This is a genomic window from Burkholderia sp. BCC1996 (genome assembly GCF_905339955.1).
GTDB lineage: Bacteria > Pseudomonadota > Gammaproteobacteria > Burkholderiales > Burkholderiaceae > Burkholderia.
Genome location: NZ_CAJPHM010000001.1, coordinates 19,092 through 39,227, shown reverse-complemented (window position 1 = coordinate 39,227; position 20,136 = coordinate 19,092). Strand labels below are relative to the sequence as shown.

Annotated in this window: 18 protein-coding genes; 8 read left to right on the top strand and 10 right to left on the bottom strand. The window is 65.1% G+C overall.

From position 1 onward, the window contains the following. Positions 1 to 6: 6 nt before the first annotated feature. Positions 7 to 1,233 carry an efflux RND transporter periplasmic adaptor subunit gene (locus U4Z64_RS00165; protein WP_044846697.1) on the bottom strand — a complete coding sequence of 409 codons (1,227 nt, stop codon included), beginning with the start codon at positions 1,231 to 1,233 and terminating at the stop codon, positions 7 to 9. Between the two features lie 79 nt (positions 1,234 to 1,312). On the opposite strand from U4Z64_RS00165, the gene soxR reads away from it, so the two are divergent. Then, positions 1,313 to 1,789 carry a redox-sensitive transcriptional activator SoxR gene (gene soxR, locus U4Z64_RS00160; protein ID WP_044846696.1) on the top strand — a complete coding sequence of 159 codons (477 nt, stop codon included), beginning with the start codon at positions 1,313 to 1,315 and terminating at the stop codon, positions 1,787 to 1,789. A 211-nt stretch (positions 1,790 to 2,000) separates the two neighbouring features. Here soxR and U4Z64_RS00155 read toward each other — a convergent pair whose 3' ends face one another. Continuing rightward, positions 2,001 to 2,654, bottom strand: a complete 654-nt coding sequence (locus U4Z64_RS00155) for a TetR/AcrR family transcriptional regulator (protein ID WP_321818880.1) — start codon at positions 2,652 to 2,654, stop codon at positions 2,001 to 2,003. 146 nt (positions 2,655 to 2,800) lie between these two features. Here U4Z64_RS00155 and U4Z64_RS00150 point away from each other — a divergent pair, with 146 nt between their 5' ends. Continuing rightward, the gene (locus tag U4Z64_RS00150; protein ID WP_321818879.1) at positions 2,801 to 4,093 is read left to right on the top strand and encodes an NAD(P)/FAD-dependent oxidoreductase; all 1,293 of its coding nucleotides are present in this window, start codon (positions 2,801 to 2,803) and stop codon (positions 4,091 to 4,093) included. A 44-nt stretch (positions 4,094 to 4,137) separates the two neighbouring features. Then, on the top strand, positions 4,138 to 4,527 hold the full coding sequence (locus U4Z64_RS00145; protein WP_257769468.1) for a DUF3331 domain-containing protein: 390 nt from the start codon (positions 4,138 to 4,140) through the stop codon (positions 4,525 to 4,527). Here the strand turns inward: U4Z64_RS00145 and U4Z64_RS00140 are convergent. Further along, positions 4,524 to 5,852: a dicarboxylate/amino acid:cation symporter gene (locus U4Z64_RS00140; protein WP_044846692.1), complete on the bottom strand. Its 1,329-nt coding sequence runs from the start codon at positions 5,850 to 5,852 to the stop codon at positions 4,524 to 4,526. The genes U4Z64_RS00145 and U4Z64_RS00140 overlap by 4 nt on opposite strands. A 227-nt stretch (positions 5,853 to 6,079) precedes the next feature. Continuing rightward, on the bottom strand, positions 6,080 to 7,831 hold the full coding sequence (ggt, locus tag U4Z64_RS00135) for a gamma-glutamyltransferase (RefSeq protein WP_321818878.1): 1,752 nt from the start codon (positions 7,829 to 7,831) through the stop codon (positions 6,080 to 6,082). A gap of 368 nt (positions 7,832 to 8,199) precedes the next feature. On the opposite strand from ggt, the gene U4Z64_RS00130 reads away from it, so the two are divergent. Continuing rightward, entirely contained in the window at positions 8,200 to 9,078 is an 879-nt protein-coding gene (locus U4Z64_RS00130) for a MurR/RpiR family transcriptional regulator (RefSeq protein ID WP_321818877.1), read from the top strand. Positions 9,079 to 9,105: 27 nt separating this feature from the next. On the opposite strand, the gene U4Z64_RS00125 is transcribed toward U4Z64_RS00130, so the two are convergent. The 3 genes from U4Z64_RS00125 to U4Z64_RS00115 form a co-directional block, all read right to left on the bottom strand. After that, positions 9,106 to 10,452 carry an AAA-associated domain-containing protein gene (locus U4Z64_RS00125; protein ID WP_044846689.1) on the bottom strand — a complete coding sequence of 449 codons (1,347 nt, stop codon included), beginning with the start codon at positions 10,450 to 10,452 and terminating at the stop codon, positions 9,106 to 9,108. Between the two features lie 11 nt (positions 10,453 to 10,463). After that, positions 10,464 to 12,218 (bottom strand): ABC transporter permease subunit, encoded by a 1,755-nt coding sequence (locus tag U4Z64_RS00120; protein WP_321818876.1) that lies wholly within the window; start codon positions 12,216 to 12,218, stop codon positions 10,464 to 10,466. Between the two features lie 78 nt (positions 12,219 to 12,296). Continuing rightward, entirely contained in the window at positions 12,297 to 12,551 is a 255-nt protein-coding gene (locus tag U4Z64_RS00115) for a phosphate transporter (protein WP_321818875.1), read from the bottom strand. 244 nt (positions 12,552 to 12,795) lie between these two features. On the opposite strand from U4Z64_RS00115, the gene U4Z64_RS00110 reads away from it, so the two are divergent. The 3 genes from U4Z64_RS00110 (at position 12,796) to U4Z64_RS00100 (ending at position 15,392) form a co-directional block, all read left to right on the top strand. Beyond that, positions 12,796 to 13,740, top strand: coding sequence for a metallophosphoesterase family protein (locus U4Z64_RS00110; protein WP_044846687.1), 945 nt, complete (start codon positions 12,796 to 12,798; stop codon positions 13,738 to 13,740). 47 nt (positions 13,741 to 13,787) lie between these two features. Further along, complete coding sequence (locus U4Z64_RS00105) at positions 13,788 to 14,129, top strand: cupredoxin domain-containing protein (RefSeq protein ID WP_044846686.1); 342 nt, start codon at positions 13,788 to 13,790, stop codon at positions 14,127 to 14,129. 123 nt (positions 14,130 to 14,252) lie between these two features. Next, positions 14,253 to 15,392, top strand: coding sequence for a patatin-like phospholipase family protein (locus U4Z64_RS00100; protein WP_321818874.1), 1,140 nt, complete (start codon positions 14,253 to 14,255; stop codon positions 15,390 to 15,392). Between the two features lie 48 nt (positions 15,393 to 15,440). Here U4Z64_RS00100 and U4Z64_RS00095 read toward each other — a convergent pair whose 3' ends face one another. Continuing rightward, entirely contained in the window at positions 15,441 to 16,145 is a 705-nt protein-coding gene (locus U4Z64_RS00095; protein WP_321818873.1) for an SDR family oxidoreductase, read from the bottom strand. A 120-nt stretch (positions 16,146 to 16,265) separates the two neighbouring features. Between U4Z64_RS00095 and gcvA the strand changes: the two genes are divergently transcribed. Continuing rightward, positions 16,266 to 17,165, top strand: a complete 900-nt coding sequence (gcvA, locus tag U4Z64_RS00090) for a transcriptional regulator GcvA (protein WP_321818872.1) — start codon at positions 16,266 to 16,268, stop codon at positions 17,163 to 17,165. Positions 17,166 to 17,443: 278 nt separating this feature from the next. Here the strand turns inward: gcvA and U4Z64_RS00085 are convergent, their stop codons facing one another. Both U4Z64_RS00085 and U4Z64_RS00080 read right to left on the bottom strand, forming a co-directional pair. After that, positions 17,444 to 18,757 carry a TniQ family protein gene (locus U4Z64_RS00085; RefSeq protein WP_321818871.1) on the bottom strand — a complete coding sequence of 438 codons (1,314 nt, stop codon included), beginning with the start codon at positions 18,755 to 18,757 and terminating at the stop codon, positions 17,444 to 17,446. Next, a complete protein-coding gene (locus U4Z64_RS00080) occupies positions 18,741 to 20,117 on the bottom strand; it encodes a TnsD family Tn7-like transposition protein (protein ID WP_322034612.1) in 1,377 nt (458 codons plus the stop codon). The genes U4Z64_RS00085 and U4Z64_RS00080 overlap by 17 nt, the downstream gene beginning before the upstream one ends. Positions 20,118 to 20,136: the final 19 nt, after the last annotated feature.

The window sequence follows — 20,136 nt, the reverse complement described above, 5'->3', positions numbered from 1 at the left end:
CTCCCGTTACCGTGCGGCCGGCGCGCCGGCGTCGGCCACGGCCACCGCCACGGCCTGCGTGCCGCTGCCCGGGCCGGTGCCGGTGTCCGCATCCGCGCGGGCAGGCAGCACTTTCGGCTTCACCTGCGCACCCGGATAGTAGATCCGCTGCACGCCGTCGACGACCACGCGATCGCCCGGCTCCAGCCCCTTCTCGACGATCCGCTCGCCGTCCAGCGCACGGCCGATCGTGACGTCGCGACGCAGCGCCTTGTCGCCGGCGCCGATCACGTACACGTACTTGCGGTCCTGGTCGGTGAGCACCGCCTTGTCGTCCACGAGCAGCGCATCCTGGTCGCGACCGCTGACGAGCTGGACGCGCGCATAGAGGCCGGGCGTGAACGTGTGGTCCGCGTTCGGCAGCCGCACGCGCGCACGAATCGTGCCGGTTTGCGGATCGAGCCGGTTGTCGAGAAAATCGACGGTGCCCGCGTGCGGGAAACCCGTCTCGTTCGCGAGACCCACGCGCACCGGATCGGCGCCGATCGCGCGATGCTTCGGGTCGGCGCGCCGCGCGTTGTAGCGCAGGTAGCTCTGCTCGTCGCAGTCGAAATACACGTAGACGGGGTCTTGCGACACGACGGTCGTGAGCAGCGTGTCGTCCGCACGCGCGAGGTTGCCGGCGGTCGCGATCGCGCGGCCGACGCGCCCCGCGATCGGCGCACGCACCTCGGTGAAACCGAGATTGAGCTTCGCGTCGGCGACGGCCGCGTCGGCCGCCCGCAGGTCGGCGCGCGCCTGCTCGGCGGTCGCGCGCGCGTTGTCGAGTTCCTCCTGGGAAGTTGCATGCGCATCGATCAGTGTCCGCACGCGCTTGAGCTGCACATCGGCGAGGCTCGCGGCCGCGCGCGCCCGCTGCTGCTGTGCGTTCGCGCGGTCGAGCGCGATCCGGTACGGACGCGGATCGATCTCGAACAGCACCGCGCCCTGCGCGACGAGGTCGCCCTCCTTGTACGCGATGCGCTGCAGATAGCCGCTCACGCGCGGCCGCAGCTCGACCGCGTCGACTGCTTCGACGCGTCCGTTGAATTCGTCCGCGAGGCGGATCGTGCGCGGCGCGACGGTCGTCACGCCGACTTCGGGAAGCGGCTGGGCCGCCGTTTCGCCTTTGCCGTCGTGACAGCCCGACAACGCCAGCAGCAGTGCGCAGGCCGCGCCCAAAGGCGAGGTCCTGCGTAGGGATAAGGAGAGCATGATGCCTCGCGACGGGTTAAACTGCCGCGTAGCATAAAAGTTGAAGTTAACTTCAAGTCAAGCTTTCCCGGAGGGCGTCATGGGTATCGACGAAATCCCGCAATGGCCGCTGATGTCGATCCGCGAAGTGGCCGCGCGCAGCGGCGTGCCGGCATCGACGCTGCGGTTCTACGAGACGCGCGGGCTCATCAAGTCGCACCGCAACGGCTCGAGCCATCGCCACTATTCGCGCGCGGTGCTGCGGCTGATCGCGTTCATCGTGTTCGCGCAGAAGATCGGCTATTCGCTCGACGAGATCGCCGAACAGCTCGTGAGCCTGCCGGAAGACACCGCGCCGACCAACAAGGACTGGCAGCGGCTGTCGCGCGGCTGGAAACAGCGCGTCGCGAACCGGATCGAGGAACTGCAGCGGCTCTACATCAATCTCGACGAGTGCATCGGTTGCGGCTGCCTGTCGCTGAAGCGCTGCAAATTGACCAATCCCGAGGACCGCGCGGGACGCAACGGGCCGGGCGCACGGCGCTGGCTCGGCGACACGCCGCCCGATCTCGACTGACGCATGCGCGGCGGCCGGCGCGATGCACGATGCCGCGCCGGCGTCCCGCGTCACCCGACTCGCCCGCCCCGCCGCTCACCGCGATCGCCGTGCCCGTGAGGGCGCCAGTCTGCCCGAACATTGACGGTTGGAAACAATGGCAGTCCGGGCCCTGCTCGGCGTAAGGTCGATCGCGCCGGCGCGCCGGGCGGCTTCGCGTCGCGCGCGGCGCTCAGACGCTCAGGATGCCGAGCGCGACGTCGAGCACGGCCTGCCGGAACGCCTCCTGCCGCGTGGGCAGCGACGTGAACTCCAGCATCATGTGGCTATACGACACCGTCGTGCCGACCGCGCTCGCGATCATGAAGAACAGCACGTTCGGATCGACCAGGCGGATCTCGCCGGCCTCGACCGCGTCGGCCAGCAGCGGAAACATCGCGTCGTGATACGGGCGCACGATCCGCTGCTGCAGGCAGTCGAGCCGCCCGCCCTCCTCGGTCGCTGCCGTCGAGAAGAACATGCCGATGTCCGGCTCCGCGAACTCGTGATCGACGCACAGCTCGATCGCGCGCCGCACGCGCTCGCGATGCGGCAATGACGACGTGCGCAGCGCGCGCAACGCGTCGAACAGCGGCTCGGCCAGGTCGACGATCTGCTCGACGACAGCCAGCCACAACGTCTCCTTCGCGCCGAAATGATGGGCGATCAGCGCCGCGTCGATGCCCAGCTCGCGCGCGACCTCGCGCACGCTCGTCGCGTCGTAGCCGCGCTTCGCGAACGTGCGGCGCGCGGCCCGCAATATCACGTCCGGTCCGACGGACGCCTCCGCCAGCGGCCGCCCGCGCGTACGCCGCTTCGACGGCGCGCGCTCAGTGACTTCAGCCACGTTTTCCTGCTCCCGTTGAATGAATCGAATGCCCGTGTCCGGGCCCCGGTTCGCGTCCGCGGAACCGGGTTGCCTGCCCGCTCCGTTGACACGCGAAGCCGGGAAGCGCTAGGATCATACCTTATTCATCACGTGATGATTTATTCATGACAACCCCTACTCGCATCGTGATCGTCGGCGGCGGCATCGCCGGATTGCAGCTCGCAACCCGCCTCGGCGAACGTCTCGGCCGCACCGGGCGCGCCCAGGTCACCGTGGTCGACCGCAGCCCGACCCATGTCTGGAAGCCGATGCTGCACACGATCGCGGCCGGTACGCGCGACGTGCAGCAACAGCAGGTGATCTTTCTCGCCCATGCGCGCGATCACGGCTACACGTACCAGCCCGGCGAATTGACGGGGCTCGATCGCGCGCGCCGTCGCGTGCAGCTCGGCGAGATTCGCTCGCAGGACGGCGAACGCGTGATCGACGCGCGCGAACTCGAATACGACGTGCTGATCCTCGCGCTCGGCAGCCAGGCCAACGATTTCGGCGTGCCGGGCGTGCGCGAGCACTGCTACTTCATCGACAGCCAGCGGCAGGCCGAAACCTTCAACGAAGCGCTGCGGATGCGCGTGTTCCGCAGCATCGCGCGCGACGAGCCGTTTCGCGTCGCGATCGTCGGCGCGGGCGCGACGGGCGTGGAGCTGGCGGCGGAACTGAGCCGGCTGCTGGAAGTGGCGCAGGCGTATGGCGACGCGACGGTGCGCGAGCGGCTGCGGCTCACGCTGCTCGAAAGCGGCCCGCGCATCCTCGCCGCATTTCCGCCGCGGATTTCCGCGTCGGCGCAGCGACGGCTCGAGCAGATCGGCTTTCACGTGCTGACGTCCACGCGCGTGACGGCGGCCGATGCGAACGGCTTCCACTACGGCGACGGTTCGTTCGCCGAAGCGGATCTGATGGTGTGGGCGGCGGGTGTGAAGGCGCCCGATTTCATGCAGGCACTCGGCGGGCTCGACACGAACCGCGCGAACCAGATCCTGGTCGGGCCCACGCTGCAGGCCACGGCCGACGAGCACGTGTTCGCGATCGGCGATTGCGCGAGCCTGCAGCCCGACGGCCAGGAACGGCCGCTGCCGCCCACCGCGCAGGTGGCGACCCAGCAGGCCGAACATCTCGCGAAGCACCTGCCCGCATGGCTCGACGGCAAGCCGCTGCCGCCGTTCGTGTTCCACGATTTCGGCGCGCTCGTGTCGATCAGCGACTACGACGCGTTCGGCACGCTCGGCCAATTCGGGTTCTTTCGCGGCGGCTTCATCCAGGGGCGTTTCGCGCAATTCAGCCACCTGATGCTGTACCGGCGCCACCAGCAGGCGCTGCACGGATTCTCCAAGGCGACGCTGCTGTGGCTCGCCGAACGGATCAACGGCTGCGTGCAGCCGCGCATCCGCCTGTCGTGACGTCGCGTTTCGCGGCGTCGCCCAACGTTTCGAGGAAAGCAAAGATGAGCAACAGTGCAGTTGCCTGGCTCAGGACCGTCGCCGCGATCGGCAGCTTCGACATGCCGTCCGTTTCATGGGTCGCCCCGCGACGGCGCAGCATCACGCGTGATCGCCTGCCGTCGTGGGATGCGACGAGCCAGCCGTCGATCAGCGTGCTCGAGCGGCCCACGGCCGACACCGTGATGATTTCGTGGTGCGACGCGTGCACCGGCCACTACGGCTACCAGAAGTGGCGGCTGTTCACGACGCGCAAGCGCGGCGTCTGCGCGCTGTCGGGGCGGCCGATCGCGCGCGGCGACAGCGTCTACGCGCCGCAACTGCTCGGCTCGGCGCCGGGCAACGCCGCCGCGATGGTGCTGGCGGCGTGCATCGACGAGGCGTGTGCCGCTTAAACGGACGTCGCCTGACCGGCACCATAGGCCGGATCGCGGTTCTGCCGTTCCAGTTCCGCGTCGAGATGCGCGGCATGCGCTTGTGCTTCGGACTCCGACATCAGCTCGCCCTCCCACTTCGCGACCACTGCGCTGGCGATCGAATTGCCGACCGCATTGGTGGCCGAGCGCCCCATGTCGAGGAACGTGTCGACGCCGAGAATCAGCAGCAGCCCCGCTTCCGGGATGTCGAACTGATGGAGCGTGGCGGCGATCACGACGAGCGATGCGCGCGGCACGCCGGCCATCCCCTTCGACGTCAGCATCAGGACCAGCAGCATCGTGACCTGCGTGCCGAGCGACAGGTGAATGTTGTACGCCTGCGCGATGAACAGCGACGCGAACGTGCAGTACATCATCGAGCCGTCGAGATTGAACGAATAGCCCATCGGCATCACGAAGCTCGAGATCTTGCGCTTCACGCCGAAGCGGTCGAGCGCGTCGAGGATCTTCGGATACGCGGCTTCGGAGCTCGCCGTCGCGAACGACAGCATGAACGCTTCCTTGATCAGCACCAGCAGCTTGAATACGCGCGGCCCGAGGAACAGCAGGCCGGCGATCACGAGCGTGCTCCACAGCAGGAACAGGCTCACGTAGAAGTCGCCCATGAACACCGCGAACTTCAACAACACCGACAGCCCGTTGACCGCGACGGTCGCGGCCATCGCCGCCAGCACCGCGAGCGGCGCGAGCTTCATCACGTAGCCGGTGATCTTCAGCATCACGTGCGCCAGCTGGTCGATCGCGGCGACGAGGATCTTGCCGCGCTCGCCGAGCGCCGACAGCGCGACGCCGAAGAACATCGAGAACACGACGATCTGCAGGATCTCGTTGTTCGCCATCGCCTCGGCGATCGACTTCGGCACCATGTGGCTGACGAAATCCTTCAGCGTGAACTTGGAGGTCGCGAGATGCGCGGATGCGCCGATATCCGGCAGCGGCAGGCCGAGGTTCTCGCCCGGGCGCAGCAGGTTCGCCATCAGCAGCCCGAGCAGCAGCGAGATCAGCGACGCGGTGACGAACCAGCCGAACGCCTTCACGAACACGCGTCCCACCGACGAAGCGTCGCCCATGTGCGCGATGCCGACGACGAGCGTCGAGAACACCAGCGGGCCGATCACCATCTTGATCAACCGCAGGAACACGTCGGACACGAGGGAGATGTAGCCGGCGATCTCGGTCGCGGACTGCTTGTCCGGAAACTGCGTATAGATCATGTAGCCGATGAAGATGCCGGCCGCCATCGCGAGCAGGATCCAGACTGCCGCAGACATTCGTTTGTTCATAACGGAACTCGACGCACGGAGCAGGAATGAAAAAAATGCGCGCGTCAGTGCCGTGCCACGGCGCGCATTGCGGGTCGGTCGGGCCCGGCATTCCGGGCACCCGCCCCGCCCGATACTGCGGACGTCCGCGAACGGACGCGCTGTCGCTGCCCCGGCGCTCGCGCGATGGCGAACGCCGGGGCAACCGTTCAGCGTGGTGCAATCAGATCAAATCAAATCAGCTCAGGTCAGTAGCCGATTGCCGAACCGGCCGGGCGGCGCGGATCGTTGACGCCGTAGATGTAGCCGACGCGCACGTTGCCCGACACCGACGAATCGTTACCGGAACTCTGATGGCTCACCGCCTCGGTGCCGGGCAGGCCGACCATGATCAGCTCGGCGGCGCCCCACGGCGTCTGCTCGACCATCTTGTAGCCCATATTGCGCAGGATCGCGAGCGTGTCGGGCGACAGGCCGCGGGTCTCGTAATAGACCTGATCCGGCAGCCATTGATGATGGATGCGCGGCGCACCGACCGCATCCTGCGGCGTCATCCCGTAGTCGATCACGTTCAGCACGGTCTGCAGCGTGATCGTGATGATGCGCGAGCCGCCCGGCGAGCCGACCACCATGAACACCTTGCCGTCCTTCTTCACGATCGTCGGCGCCATCGACGACAGCGGACGCTTGCCCGGTGCGATCGAGTTGCGCGTGCCCTGCACGAGGCCGAACAGGTTCTGCGCGCCGACCTTGACCGTGAAGTCGTCCATCTCGTCGTTCAGGAAGAAGCCCGTGCCCGGCGCGATCACCACGGCACCGAAGCGGCCGTTGACGGTGTACGTGGTCGACACCGCGTTGCCGTCGCGGTCGATGATCGAGTAGTGGGTCGTCTCCGGCTTCTCGTGCACACCGACACCCGGCTGCACGTCGACCGATGCCGTCGCCATGTCGCCGCTGATCTGCTTGCGGATCTCGGCCGCATACTGCTTGCTCGTCAGCTTCGCGACCGGATTGTCGATGAAGTTCGGGTCGCCCAGCAGCGTGTTGCGATCCTCGTACGCGTGGCGCATCGCCTCGGTCATGTAGTGGACCACCGACGCCGACTGGTAGCCGAACTTGCGCAGGTCATACCCTTCGAGCACGTTCAGCGTCTCGCACATGGTCACGCCGCCCGAGCTCGGCGGCGGCGCCGACACGAACTCGTAGCCGCGATACGTGCAGGTCAGCGGCGCCATGTCCTGCGCGCGATACGACGCGAAATCGGCCGCCGTGATCACCCCGCCGCCGCGCTTCGCCGCGGCTTCGACGATCTTCGGAATCTCGCCGTGATAGAACGCGTCGGGGCCCTGCTCCGCGATGCGCTCGAGCGTGCGTGCCAGGTCCTTCTGCACCAGGCGGTCGCCCGGCTGCAGCGGCGTGCCGTCCGGGCGCAGGAAGATGCGCGCAGCTTCCGGGTCCTTCCTGAAGCGCTCGATCGTCGTGTCGAGAATGTCCGTATCGCCGCGCGTCAGCACGAAGCCGTCCCGCGCGAGCCGGATCGCCGGCGCCATCACCTGCCTGCGCGTCAGCTTGCCGTACTTGCGCTGCGCGAGGTCGAGACCCGCGACCGTGCCCGGCACGCCGACCGCGCGATAGCCGTACAGGCTGTCGTCCGGAATGACGTTGCCGTTCGCATCGAGATACATGTTCGCCGACGCCGCGGCCGGCGCGGTCTCGCGGAAGTTGATGAAGCGGTCGCGGCCGTCGGCCAGGTGCAGGGTCATGAAGCCGCCGCCGCCGATGTTGCCGCAGCACGGATTGGTCACCGCTTGCGCGTAGCCGACCGCCACGGCGGCGTCCACCGCGTTGCCGCCTTCCTTGAGGATGTCGACGCCGATCTGCGACGCGAAGTGCTGCGACGACACGACCATGCCGTTCTTCGCTTCCACCGCGGGTTCCGAAGCGGCGAGCGCGCCTGCGCTGATGGCCGACAACAGGGTGAGTACGACGAGCCGCCTCATGACGGAATCCTCCAGACGAATGACCGGGCCATACCGGGATGCGCAACCGACTCGGAAGGCCGGACGACGCTGCTGATCCGGCATGTAATAAACCATACATTCCGGCGAGGCCGCGATCATAGCATCGGCATTTTCATGTCAAAACCTAGGGTAATTACTGAATTCCCGATGAATTTATGGAAAGGTTCCGATCGATAATGTTTAATACATTACATAATCAGCCGATTGACGACCCGAATGATGCGCCCCTCTAATCTGTGGCCTCACACGGTCCGCGGCGCGGCGATCGGCTAACATGCACGGCGTCGCCGGCAGACGCATGCCTGCCGTTTGTCATTCATTCAGATAAAAACAAGCCGGAGTGCCCGATGGGGACAAGCATCAGGGCGTTGCTGCTATCCCAGATGGATAGCTTCACGCCGTCGGAACAGAAGGTCGCGCACGCGCTGCTGGAGCGCTATCCGAGCCTCGGGCTCGGGCCGATCGCGAGCTTCGCGAAGCAAGCCGAAGTCAGCGACCCGACCGTGTTCCGCTTCGTCGTGCGCATCGGCTTCCCGAACTACTCGTCGTTCCAGCAGGCGCTGCACGACGAAATCGATACCGCGATGAATTCGCCGCTCGCGCGGATGGACGCGTTCCACTCGGAATCAGGGATGCGCGACAGCCATGCGGCGATCTTCCAGCGGCTCTCGCAATCGCTTGCCACCACGATCGAGGGACTCGACGCGGCGGCGTTCGACGAAGCGGTGACGCTGCTGGCCGATCCGGAAATCCGCGTGTTCTGCGGCGGCGGGCGTTATACCGCGCCGCTCGCGTCGCTGTTTTCGTTCACGCTCGCGTATGCGCGCCCGCGTGTGCAGTACGTCGAGCCGAACCTGAATCTCTCGTCGGTGTCGCTGACCGACATGGGGCCCGGCGACGTGCTGGTCATTTTCGATTTTCGCCGCTATCAGAAAGACAGCATCCGGTTCGCGCAGGCCGCGCACCAGCTCGGCGTGCGCGTGCTGCTGATCACCGACGAATGGCGCTCGCCGATCAGCGCGTTCGCCGAGATCGTGCTGCGGATCCAGGGGCGCCCGTTCGCGATGCTGCAGACCAACGTGCCGGCGCTGGCGCTCGCCGAAGCGCTGGTGATCGGCGTGACGAACCGGCTTCCCGAGCTCGCGCGGCAGCGGATGGAAAAGATCGAGCGGCTCAGTACGGGCGGCAGCGAGCAGGACGCGAATCAGCGGGATTTGCCCGAATGACGGTCGCGCGTCATTCGGGCGAGGACGTCAGCTCTCCACGTCCTCGAGACTGAACACTTCCGTCTTGTCGTTGTACGAAAAGACTTCGCCGTAACGCCCCCAGTCGATCACCGCATCGAGCGTTTCCTCGGCCGCCTCGTCCGACAGGAAATCCTCCAGCTCCTGCTCGAAACGCACGCGCGGCGCACGATGGCCCGGGCGTTCGTTCAGCACCTTCCGGATCCGCGCGGCGAGCGGCACGTGCTTCAGCAGGTGATCCGCGAACATCAGCTTGCGTTCCTGCGTGCCGAATTCTGCGAACACGCGCGCGGGCGGCGTCAGGAACACGTCGCCTTCGCGCACGTCGGCGAAGCCGAGGTACTGCAGCACTTCGGCGATCGGAAACAGTTCGTCCACTTCCAGATGCAGCGTGCGCGCGATTTCCGGCATGTCCGCGCGGCCGTGGTACGGCGCCATCGCGAGCGTCTCGATCAGGCCGGCCATCAGGTTGGTCGACACGCGCGGCATCCAGCTGCCGAGCTCGAGCCCCTTCTTCGTCGCCTCGCCGGTCTGACGGGCCGTCATCTTCGCGTAGATGTCGTCGACCAGCTTGCGGAAATCCGGATCCAGCCGGTTGCGCGGATGCTTGAACGGCACCTTGATCTCGGCGATCACGCGGCCCGGGTTCGACGACAGCACCAGAATCCGGTCGCACATGAACACCGCTTCCTCGATGTTGTGCGTGACGATCAGCACCGACTTGATCGGCATGCGGCCTTGCGTCCACAGGTCGAGCAGGTCGGTACGCAGCGTCTCGGCGGTCAGCACGTCGAGTGCCGAGAACGGCTCGTCCATCAGCAGGATCGTCGGATCGACGACGAGCGCGCGCGCGAAGCCCACGCGCTGGCGCATGCCGCCCGACAGTTCGCGCGGATACGCGTTCTCGAAGCCGTCGAGACCGATCAGGTCGATCGCGGCGAGCGCGCGTTCGCGCCGCTCGCGTGCGCCGACGCCGAGTGCTTCGAGGCCGGCCTCCACGTTCTGCAGCACGGTCAGCCACGGAAACAGCGCGAAGGTCTGGAACACCATCGCGACGCCTTCGGCCGGGCCGCGCAGCGGCTTGCCGAGATAAGTCACGTCACCGCCGGTCGGCTCGATCAGCCCGGCGATGATCCGCAGCAGCGTCGACTTGCCCGAGCCCGAACGGCCGAGCAGCCCGACGATCTCGCCTTCGCGCAGCGACAGGTTCGCGTCGTCGAGCACGAGCAACTCGCCCTGCGACTTGTTGAAGCCTCGATTCACGTGCTCGACGCGCAGGATTTCCTCGCCGAGGCGCGGCGGCTGAAGCGGCTGGGACGTCTGGACAGGGGCGTTGATTACGGTCTGGTTTTGCATCGCGCTTACTCTCAATCGAGACGGAGCCGGGATTCCGCATAGGCGTACATCGGACGCCACAGCAGACGGTTGAACAGGGTGACGAACAGGGACATCACGGCGATGCCCAGAATGATCTTCGGAAAATCGCCGGCGGCGGTCATCTGTGCGATGTACGAGCCGAGGCCATGCGCGACGACCCTGGTGTCGCCCCACTGCACGAACTCCGACACGATGCTCGCGTTCCACGCGCCGCCGGATGCGGTGATCGCACCGGTCACGTAGTACGGGAAGATGCCGGGCAGCATCGCCTGCCGCCACCACTGCCAGCCGCGAATGCGGAAGTTCTTCGTCGCTTCCTTGTAGTCGTTCGGATAGGACATCGCGCCGGCGATCACGTTGAACAGGATGTACCACTGCGTGCCGAGCACGATCAGCGGCGACAGCCAGATGTCCGCGTTCAGATGGAAGTGGACGATCACGATCACGAACACCGGGAACAGCAGGTTCGCCGGGAACGCGGCGAGGAACTGCGCGAGCGGCTGGATCTTCTCGGCCAGCGCGGGGCGCAGCCCGATCAGCACGCCGAGCGGCACCCAGACCACCGACGCGATCGCGATCAGCACCAGCACGCGCAGCAACGTGATCAGCCCGAGCACCAGCACATGGCCGACCTCCCCCATCGTCACGCCGGTCGCGACGAAGCTGACGACGCGCCACCCGACGTACACCGTCAGCAGGATCACGAACGCGCCCCACACGATATCGCCGACGCGCGACGAACCGCGCGCCGACGTGCCGCGCGAGCGCTTGCCCGTGAGCGCCGGCACGCGCAACGGAATCCGCGCGGCCTGCGACAGCAGCCAGCCGGCCGGCACGAGCAGCTGGTGGATCAGGTGCGTGCGGCGCAGCATGTCGAGCAGCCAGGACTGCGGCGCATCGCCCGACGCGGTGTTTTCCATCCGGAACTTGTCGGCCCACGCGACGAGCGGGCGGAACAGGAACTGGTCGTACGCGAGGATCACGACCGACATCGCGACGATCACCCAGCCCACCGCGCCGAGGTTCTGGTCGGCGATCGCCTGCGCGAGATACGCGCCGATGCCCGGCAGCGTGATCGTCTGGTTGCCGACGGTGATCGCCTCCGACGCGACGACGAAGAACCAGCCGCCCGACATCGACATCATCATGTTCCAGATCAGCCCCGGCATCGAGAACGGCACTTCGAGCTTCCAGAAGCGCTGCCACGGCGTCAGGTGAAAGCCGCGCGACACTTCGCTCAGGTCGCGCGGCACCGTGCGCAGCGACTGGTAGAAGCTGAACGTCATGTTCCACGCCTGGCTCGTGAAGATCGCGAAGATCGCCGCGAGCTCGGCGCCGAGCACGCGGCCCGGGAACAGTGCGAGGAAGAACGTGACCGTAAACGAGATATAGCCGAGCACCGGCACCGACTGCAGGATGTCGAGGATCGGGATCAGCACCATGCCGGCACGGCGGCTTTTCGCGGCGAGCGTGCCGTATACAAGCGTGAATACCAGCGACGCGACCATCGCGGCGAGCATCCGCAGCGTGGTGCGCAACGCGTATTCGGGCAGGTTCGACGGATCGAGCGAGATCTTCTGCGTCTGCAGCACGGCGATCGGCGCCATCGTCTGATGAAAGCCGACGATCGCCATTGCGAGTATGCCGATGATCAGCGGAAACGCGACCGCATCCCAGCGGTTGGGGAGCACGCGCCACGCGGACGCGTTGGCGGTGCGATTCGGATCGAAGAAACTGATATCCATCGGTAGCGTCTTGGTCGAATTGAAAATCGATGGGATCGGCCGCTGACGCGCGGCCGGATGCCCGTTAGCCGGCGCGGCTCAGAACGGCTTGTGGCGCGCCCGGTACAGGACCGCCGAACGCACGATCGACGCAGGCAAGACCAGCACCCGCGCGACGGCGGGCAGCATGATCGGCAGGACCGAACCCTCCTTGACCGGACCGGGATCCGCGCTCAGGTGAACGCCGACGTAGACGATGCCGCAGGCAACGATCGGCAAGTACGGCGCGAAGCCGATGGTGCGCGTGCGATGACCGCCCGCACCGCTGGTTTCCGTTGCCGCGAGATTCGGCATGAGGGGCTCCGGAGAAGTGATTCGGTGTCGCAGGCTATCGGGCGGACATGACGCAAACGTGACGTGTCACTTACAGGACATTGACAGGTCATCGGCCGGTGGTCCGTCATTGCGCCGCAAGCCGCGAGCAACCTCGCAACGCGCGGGAATAAATCCGCCGCCGCAGCGGTATGGCATACGAAGGCGCCGGCTTATTCCAGGACGATCCGGCCGTCCGGTTCCGTCACACGAATGCGAGGCTCACATGTCTTCATCGAATCCCACCCGCCCGTCGCGTCGCAAGGCCCTGCAATGCATGGCGTTCGGCGGCCTCGGCACGCTGTTTACACTGTCGGGCGGCATCCTGACGCCGTTCGACCTCGCGCTCGCGCAAAGCGGCGCCGCACTCCCCGCGGACAAGGGCCGGCCGCTGTTCGTGCAGATCAGCGACACGCACATCGGCTTCAACAAGGACGCGAATCCCGACGTCGCGGCCACGCTGCGGCAGACCATCGAGCTCGTCAACGCGATGCCCGCCACGCCCGCGCTCGCGATCCATACCGGCGACATCACGCACCTGTCCAAGGCAGCGGAGTTCGACCAGGCGTCGCAGCTGCTGTCCGCGCTGCGCGTGCCGGAGCTGCATACGGTGCCCGGCGAACACGACGTGACCGACGGCTCGGGTGCCGAATATTTCAGCCGCTTCGGCAAGGCGTCGGACAACCGCGGCTACTACAGCTTCGATCACGCGGGCGTGCACTTCGTCGCGCTCGTCAACGTGATGCACTTCAAGCCGAACGGGCTCGGCAGCTTCGGCGACGAGCAGCTCGCGTGGCTCGCGCAGGATCTGAAGGGGCAATCGTCGAGCACGCCGATCGTCGTGTTCTCGCACATGCCGATGTGGACCATCTACGAGCCGTGGGGCTGGGGCACCGGCGACGCACCGCAGACGATGGCGCTGCTGCGCCGCTTCGGCTCGGTCACTGTGCTGAACGGGCACATTCACCAGATCGTGTCGAAGGTCGAAGGCAACGTGACGTTCCACACCGCGCGCTCCACCGCGTTCCCGCAGCCGACCGCCGGCAACGGCCCCGGCCCGGTGCCGCTCACCGTGCCGCGCGACCGGCTGCCCGCGATGCTCGGCGTGACGACCGTCGACTTCGCCGGCCATCCCGTGGCGGCGTCGCTGCGCGACACGACGCTGGCCTGATCCCTCGCCTGATCCCTCGCCCGATTCCGCTACGCAAGGAGACCGACATGACCTTCCTCAAGCCCTCGACGCTGCTGGCGGCGCTGACCCTGTGCGCGGCCGCCGCCGGCACGCCGCTCGCCGCATTCGCGCAACCCCCGGCCGGCCCGCTCGTGACGATCCACAACTTCATGTTTTCGCCGATGTCGACCACGATCAAGGCCGGCACGACGGTCACGTGGAAGAACCTCGACGCGGAACCGCATACCGTCGTCAACGACGCGGGCATCTTCCATTCGAATGCGCTCGACCAGGACGAGACCTACTCGTTCCGCTTCGACAAGCCGGGGGTCTACAAGGTGTTCTGCGGGATTCATCCGTACATGAAGGAGACCATCACCGTGGAATGACGCGGCGCAGCGCGCCGCACCATGCGCGCGAAGATCCGGCACCGCGGAGCGACGCCCGCCGATCGCCTACACTGGTTCCAACCGGCCGGCCCCCGCCGGCCGTCACCGACCACGAGGCAAGCGATGACGGCAAGTCAACCCGCACACCCGACGCTACCCGGACAGGTCGTGCTCGTGCTCCAGGGCGGCGGCGCACTGGGCGCATACCAGCTCGGCGTATTCGAGGCGATGGACGCGGCGGGCATCCAGCCCGACTGGGTCATCGGCACGTCGATCGGCGCGATCAACGCGGCGCTGATCGCCGGCAACGCGCCCGCGCACCGCGCGCAGCGAATGGCCGAATTCTGGCGCCACGTCACCGAACGGCCCGCCGTGACCGTGCCGGGCTTCCCGACGACGTGGGACAAGATCGGCTCGGAACTCGCGGTGATCGGCGCGGGCCTCACGGGATTCTTCCGGCCGAATCCCGCCGCGTGGCTCGGGCCGCTTGCGCGGGTCGGCGTCGAGCACGCGTCGTACTACGTGGTCGAGCCGCTGCGCGACACGCTCGCGTCGCTGATCGACCTCGACCTGCTGAATGCGTGCCGGCCGCGACTGACCGTCGGCGCGGTCAACGCGTGCACCGGCACGATGCGCTATTTCGATTCGCGCGACCGGCCGCTCGACCTCGACCACGTGATGGGCTCGGGCGCGCTGCCGCCCGCGTTCCCGGCCGTGCGGATCGACGGCGCACCCTACTGGGACGGCGGCATCTATTCGAATACGCCGGTCGAGGTCGTGCTCGACGATGCGCCGCGCCGCAGCTCGATCATTTTCTCGGTGCAGATGTGGAATCCGGTCGGGCCCGAGCCGCAAAGCATCTGGCAGGTGTCGGAGCGGCAGAAGGACATCCAGTACGCGAGCCGCACGGACGGCAACATCGCGCGGCAACAGCAGATTCACCGGCTGCGCCACGTGATCAAGGAACTGGTGATGCGGCTGCCGGAGGCGGAGCGCACGTCGGCCGACGTGCAGGCGCTCGCCGCGTGGGGCTGCCAGACGACGATGCACGTGATCAAGCTCGCGGCGCCGCGGCTCGACGGCGACGATCAGTGGAAGGACATCGATTTCACGCCGGACGGCATCGCGGCGCGCCGGCAGGCCGGGTTCGACGCGACGATGCAGGCGATCGCCGCGCGGCCGTGGGATCAGCCGATGGACCCGACGGAAGGGCTCAGCGTCTGGAGCCCGGAAGAGAACCGGATCGGCGAACGGCACAACTGAGGCAGCCGGCGCAACGTCCGCGCGCGCACCGCCCTGCCCGGCAGCGGCTTAAAGCGCGCGGACGATGCCGCCGTCGACGCGAATGTTCTGCCCGGTGATGTAGCCTGCGCCTTCCGACAGCAGGAACGTCACGGTCTGCGCGATCTCCTGTGTCTTGCCGAAACGGCCGACCGGAATGCGGGCCACGATCTCGGGCGTCTCCGGCCAGCTGTCGATGAAGCCGGGCAGCACCGAATTGATGCGGATGTTGTCCTTCGCGTACCGGTCGGCGTACAGGCGCGTGAACGCACTGAGCGCCGCGCGCAGCGCGGACGACACCGGCATCGCCTGCTCGGGCGCGTCGGCCGCGAAGCTCGAAATGTTGACCACCGCGCCGCCGCCCAGCTTCAGGAAGACCGGTGTCACGCGGCGCAGCACGCGCGCGACGTTGAGCACGATCAGGTCGAGCCCTTCGTGCCATTTGTCGTCGTCGATCGAGAGCAGGTCGCCCTTCGGCGGATGCCCGGTATTGTTGACGACCGCATCGATACGGCCGTACTTCGCGAGCGTCTCGTTCACGAAGCGCGCGATGTCGGCGTCTTCGGTGACCGACCCCGCCACGCCGAACCCGCCGAGTTCCTTCGCCAGTTCGACCGCGCTGCCGGACGGCGACATCAGCGCGACGCGATAACCGTTGCTCGCGAGATCCCGCGCGATCGCGGCGCCCATGCCCTTGCCCGCCGCCGTCACCAAAGCCACTTTCTCTACAGTCATGCTGTTCTCCTGAATGGGTCGGCGCAGCGCCGCGATCATCGTCCATGGCAGTACTGTAGGACTCTATAATCGGCTTGTCGAACCATGATTTCTCCACCCACCCTGTAGAATTTCTACTGCATGAAGGCGCTATCGCGTACCCGCCGGTTCCCGCCGCTCAATGCGCTTCGCGCGTTCGAGGCCGCCGCGCGACACCTCAATTTCCGGCTGGCCGCCGACGAACTCGGCGTGACCCAGGGCGCGGTGGCGCAACAGGTCAGGCATCTGGAGGACGTCGTGGAGGTTCAGCTGTTCCGGCGGCTGCCCAGGGGGCTGGCGCTGACGCGCGAAGGGCTCGAGTATTTTTCGTCGGTCCAGCGTGCGCTGCAGATCATCTCCGACGCCACGGATGCGCTCGGGCAGCGCCCGACGGTTCTGGCGGTCAGCACGACGCCGTCGTTCGCGTCGAAGTGGCTGATTCCGCGCCTGTCGGACTTCGGCCGGCTGCATCCCGACATCGAAGTGCGCGTGATCGCCGACGAAAGGCTGGCGTCGTTCCGGGCCGACGGCGTCGACATCGCGATTCGACTGAGCAAGCCGCCGTTCCCGGCCGGCCTGGTCGCCGAGTTGCTGTTTCCGCTCGACATCTTTGCCGTCGCCAGCCCGAAACTGCTCGACAGCGGCTCGCCGATCCGGACGCCCGCGGACCTGGCAAAGCACGTGCTGTTGCACGACGCGCACGATCTGTGGCCCGAGTTCATCGACAAGCTCGGCGGCAAAGGCCGGGCCGATCCGACGAAAGGGCCGCGGTTCAGCCAGTCGCTGCTCGCGATCGACGCCGCGGTCGCCGGCCAGGGCATCGCGCTGACGAGCGAGCCGCTGGTTGAACGCGATATCGCGGAAGGCCGGCTGCGGCGCGTGTTCGACTTTTCGTTTCCGATGTCGCTCGGGTTTTACGTCGTCTTTCCGCAGGCCAATGCGCACACTGAAGCGCTCGATGCGATGCGGCGGTGGCTGTTCGCGCAGTACGGGAACGGGTGACACGCTGAAGTCCGACCGACCAACTGTAAGCGCACAAAAATGTCTGTACTCCGATTGCTTGCAAACACGGGCGTCAGAGACTCTTCCGTCGCCCCAAAGACATCGCAGAAAGTCGGGACTTCGCGTGACAACGCAGCCGGATCGCGGTCGCAGAGACACAAGAGTCCGCACTCGATAGTAGGGGCGAGAGGTTTGAAGGAGAGATTAAGCAGGGACGAATCGAAGGATCGGCTGAACATCGAGAATCCATCTTGCTGTCCGGCGATAGAAATATCAAATCATCGGTCCGAGCGGCGCTTTGCGGAACTGCCCGACGTGATCGGCAGCACACGGGTATGAAATCGACCGTTGATCGACATCATAGAACGGACAGTATTATAGGGAACCCCAATCCGACGGGCGATCGCCGCAGCCGTCATCCCGCGCCTCGCCAATCGACGCACTTCGTTATCGTAATCGGGCGTCCATCGAGTGACACGCATCAATGTGGCACCCTCCGCCGTTTCCGCACACATAAAGCGCATTCCGCAATCACAAACGGCGTATAGTCGACCCCGCCTCCGGCGTACTTTCGGAACTATATAGCTAGGTCCGTGCCGTGCAAATTGGCTCGGGCAGACTACTTCAGGCAAAGCTTTTCTCGCTTCCTGCGGTAGTGAATAGTCATAGATGTCCTTGAATCGCCAGTCCGCGAGAAGCACCGGCTGTTCCTCAACGAGGCGCATCAACGACAGCGCAATCACGTTTCGCATGGGGTGTTGCCGGCTCCGCTCGCTCAGAGTATTGAAAAATGCCAACCCTTTTCTTATCACACCATGCATTTTTAAATACTCGTCTCCGAAGCATTGGCTCATTAGCCTATTCATGCAGTCCCCGTGCTTTGATCCACGCAGGTAGCGTGAAGCACCGCGCATAAAATCCCGAAAGTATTCGGCAAAGCTAGAAGTATCAACCGCAAGACTACCATTGAGTAGATCTGCGGACACTTGGGCGACCCTCTGGCAACACTTCTTTTGTCGACTGGTCATATTCAGGTCGATCCGTGCTGCCCCCAGCCGAATAGCGGCGGAAGGCGATACATATCCCAAATTCCCGTTGTTAGCGTGATTGCCAAGTTCCCATAGCACCTCGCCGTGCAAAGGACAGATGACGACACCGGGAAGTTGGTGGCTCCGTCGCCAGTGCGTGACACCATCTGTCATCTTGTCCTCGCGAAGACACGCGTGGCAATATCGATGCCCGTGACACCCAATCGTCCAACTCGCCATCATGCGCACGTGCTTCGCCCCGGCGGGCAATATTCCGCACATCCTATCAAGAATGAGTTGGGCTCGCTCGGGCGACGACATCGCAGCACAATATGGGAAAGCCGTCATCTTTTCGGCAATCTGCGTCGGCGAAAGACACCAACACGCTTCAGTTTCGCGCGCCACGAAATCCAATCCGCCGCTCGTGTAAGATGCCCTGAGTGGCCGTCCGAATAAGTTGCGAATCGTCGGCTTAATAGATTGAGTGGGCCCGGACTCAAGGTAGCGAGCAACGATTCCAAAGAGCGGCTCGTCGTCCAGTTGCTCATCAAGATAGATCGCCATGTTTCACCGTGTTCGGAGACGCACCTTTCGTTGGAATCAGTTGACTGGGCAGGCTCCGTTCCAACACCGCAACGAAGCGCCAGTGCCCATGTCCGTTTGCTATCGCAGTGTCCGCTTCGCCACATCGATCAATGAGTTCGATCCAGGCTGCAAGATGTCTTGCGCGCTGCCGTTGACATCGCCACGATCTGACCTTGATCTGCTTTTCTAACATGCTTTCCAGAGCCCTCTTCTCGATACCCAACCAATGGGCTACTTTAGCGATCGAATAGCCACGATTGATAAGGTATGCAGCAGCCATTGCAAGATCCAGGCCGTCATGCGTCGGACGCAGCACTCTGACGCCGCTCACCCGATCGCTGACGTAAAGAAAAGAGAATCCACATGAGCAAACACAGTGAGCCTCTTCGCGGAGTTCTCGAACCGTGAGTCGATGTTGACGATCATGCGCTGACGCAGCCGCAGGACATACGGGAAACCCCACCGTTGCCATTCGATCAACGCGGTCTTGAAGCAGAAATTCCAGGAGCATGTATTTCAACGTGCTACTAGGCTCACTCTTACTCCGTAGAAAAGCACGACGTATCCAAGATTCGTTATGCAAAGAGATGCCAACCTGCTCGAAATACGCTCGTCCTAACATATCCACGAGATTGCCTGCCATCCGCTCGATGTCAACAAAATTGCCCGCTGCATATCCGAGGGCTCGCGCGCACTCGATTCGGACGCCTCTCCCGAGATACCGGCAGGCGTTTTTCTCGCCAAGGAGCACCTTTTCGCTGAGCGCGGCGAATCTAAAGCGTGCCTCACGCTGATCTTTTGAGCCCCCAAGTTCGATGCGGCGTCCTACGTCAAACCTACTGCCGGTTTCAAGCAGTGATTGGGAGGCACCGCACCCGCTATAGTTAAGCGGGTGTCGATGCGTCAAGCATATGAGCATGCCGGGTATTTGATGTGTTCGCCGCCAATACCGAGGGATGCCGTTGGCGATGTCCTCCTTCCAGCACATCTCGCAATGTCGCAAACCGAGGCGCCCCGGAGTCGCTCTGCTCGGCCACGACGACCGATATGCTAAGTCGCCTTGTATGGGTTCTTCCGTACTAGGATTGCACAGGGCCGCATAGTACGGGTAAAGCGTCAACCTATTGCGGATCTCGGTCGGACTCATTCCCCAGACGATGGCAGTTTCGCTAGCTATGCGATCCAGGCTGTGTGCGATACCGATCAACAGACTAGCACCCGAGCCTATAGAAGCTTTCAGAGACGCGCAGCGTGGCGCAACCCTAGCGTCCACAAGATATCGTACAATCACGCTAAACAGTGCTTCATCAGGCAATGGTTCGTCGAGAAAGATAGCCATATAAACCTCAACTTGCCTA

Bases quoted from the DNA above. Each gene is read 5' to 3' on its own strand.
- U4Z64_RS00165 (WP_044846697.1), bottom strand. From the start codon at position 1,233: ATGCTCTCCTTATCCCTACGCAGGACCTCGCCTTTGGGCGCGGCCTGC.
- soxR (WP_044846696.1), top strand. From the start codon at position 1,313: ATGGGTATCGACGAAATCCCGCAATGGCCGCTGATGTCGATCCGCGAA.
- U4Z64_RS00150 (WP_321818879.1), top strand. From the start codon at position 2,801: ATGACAACCCCTACTCGCATCGTGATCGTCGGCGGCGGCATCGCCGGA.
- U4Z64_RS00145 (WP_257769468.1), top strand. From the start codon at position 4,138: ATGAGCAACAGTGCAGTTGCCTGGCTCAGGACCGTCGCCGCGATCGGC.
- U4Z64_RS00140 (WP_044846692.1), bottom strand. From the start codon at position 5,852: ATGAACAAACGAATGTCTGCGGCAGTCTGGATCCTGCTCGCGATGGCG.
- ggt (WP_321818878.1), bottom strand. From the start codon at position 7,831: ATGAGGCGGCTCGTCGTACTCACCCTGTTGTCGGCCATCAGCGCAGGC.
- U4Z64_RS00130 (WP_321818877.1), top strand. From the start codon at position 8,200: ATGGGGACAAGCATCAGGGCGTTGCTGCTATCCCAGATGGATAGCTTC.
- U4Z64_RS00125 (WP_044846689.1), bottom strand. From the start codon at position 10,452: ATGCAAAACCAGACCGTAATCAACGCCCCTGTCCAGACGTCCCAGCCG.
- U4Z64_RS00120 (WP_321818876.1), bottom strand. From the start codon at position 12,218: ATGGATATCAGTTTCTTCGATCCGAATCGCACCGCCAACGCGTCCGCG.
- U4Z64_RS00115 (WP_321818875.1), bottom strand. From the start codon at position 12,551: ATGCCGAATCTCGCGGCAACGGAAACCAGCGGTGCGGGCGGTCATCGC.
- U4Z64_RS00110 (WP_044846687.1), top strand. From the start codon at position 12,796: ATGTCTTCATCGAATCCCACCCGCCCGTCGCGTCGCAAGGCCCTGCAA.
- U4Z64_RS00105 (WP_044846686.1), top strand. From the start codon at position 13,788: ATGACCTTCCTCAAGCCCTCGACGCTGCTGGCGGCGCTGACCCTGTGC.
- U4Z64_RS00100 (WP_321818874.1), top strand. From the start codon at position 14,253: ATGACGGCAAGTCAACCCGCACACCCGACGCTACCCGGACAGGTCGTG.
- U4Z64_RS00095 (WP_321818873.1), bottom strand. From the start codon at position 16,145: ATGACTGTAGAGAAAGTGGCTTTGGTGACGGCGGCGGGCAAGGGCATG.
- gcvA (WP_321818872.1), top strand. From the start codon at position 16,266: ATGAAGGCGCTATCGCGTACCCGCCGGTTCCCGCCGCTCAATGCGCTT.
- U4Z64_RS00085 (WP_321818871.1), bottom strand. From the start codon at position 18,757: ATGGCGATCTATCTTGATGAGCAACTGGACGACGAGCCGCTCTTTGGA.
- U4Z64_RS00080 (WP_322034612.1), bottom strand. From the start codon at position 20,117: ATGGCTATCTTTCTCGACGAACCATTGCCTGATGAAGCACTGTTTAGC.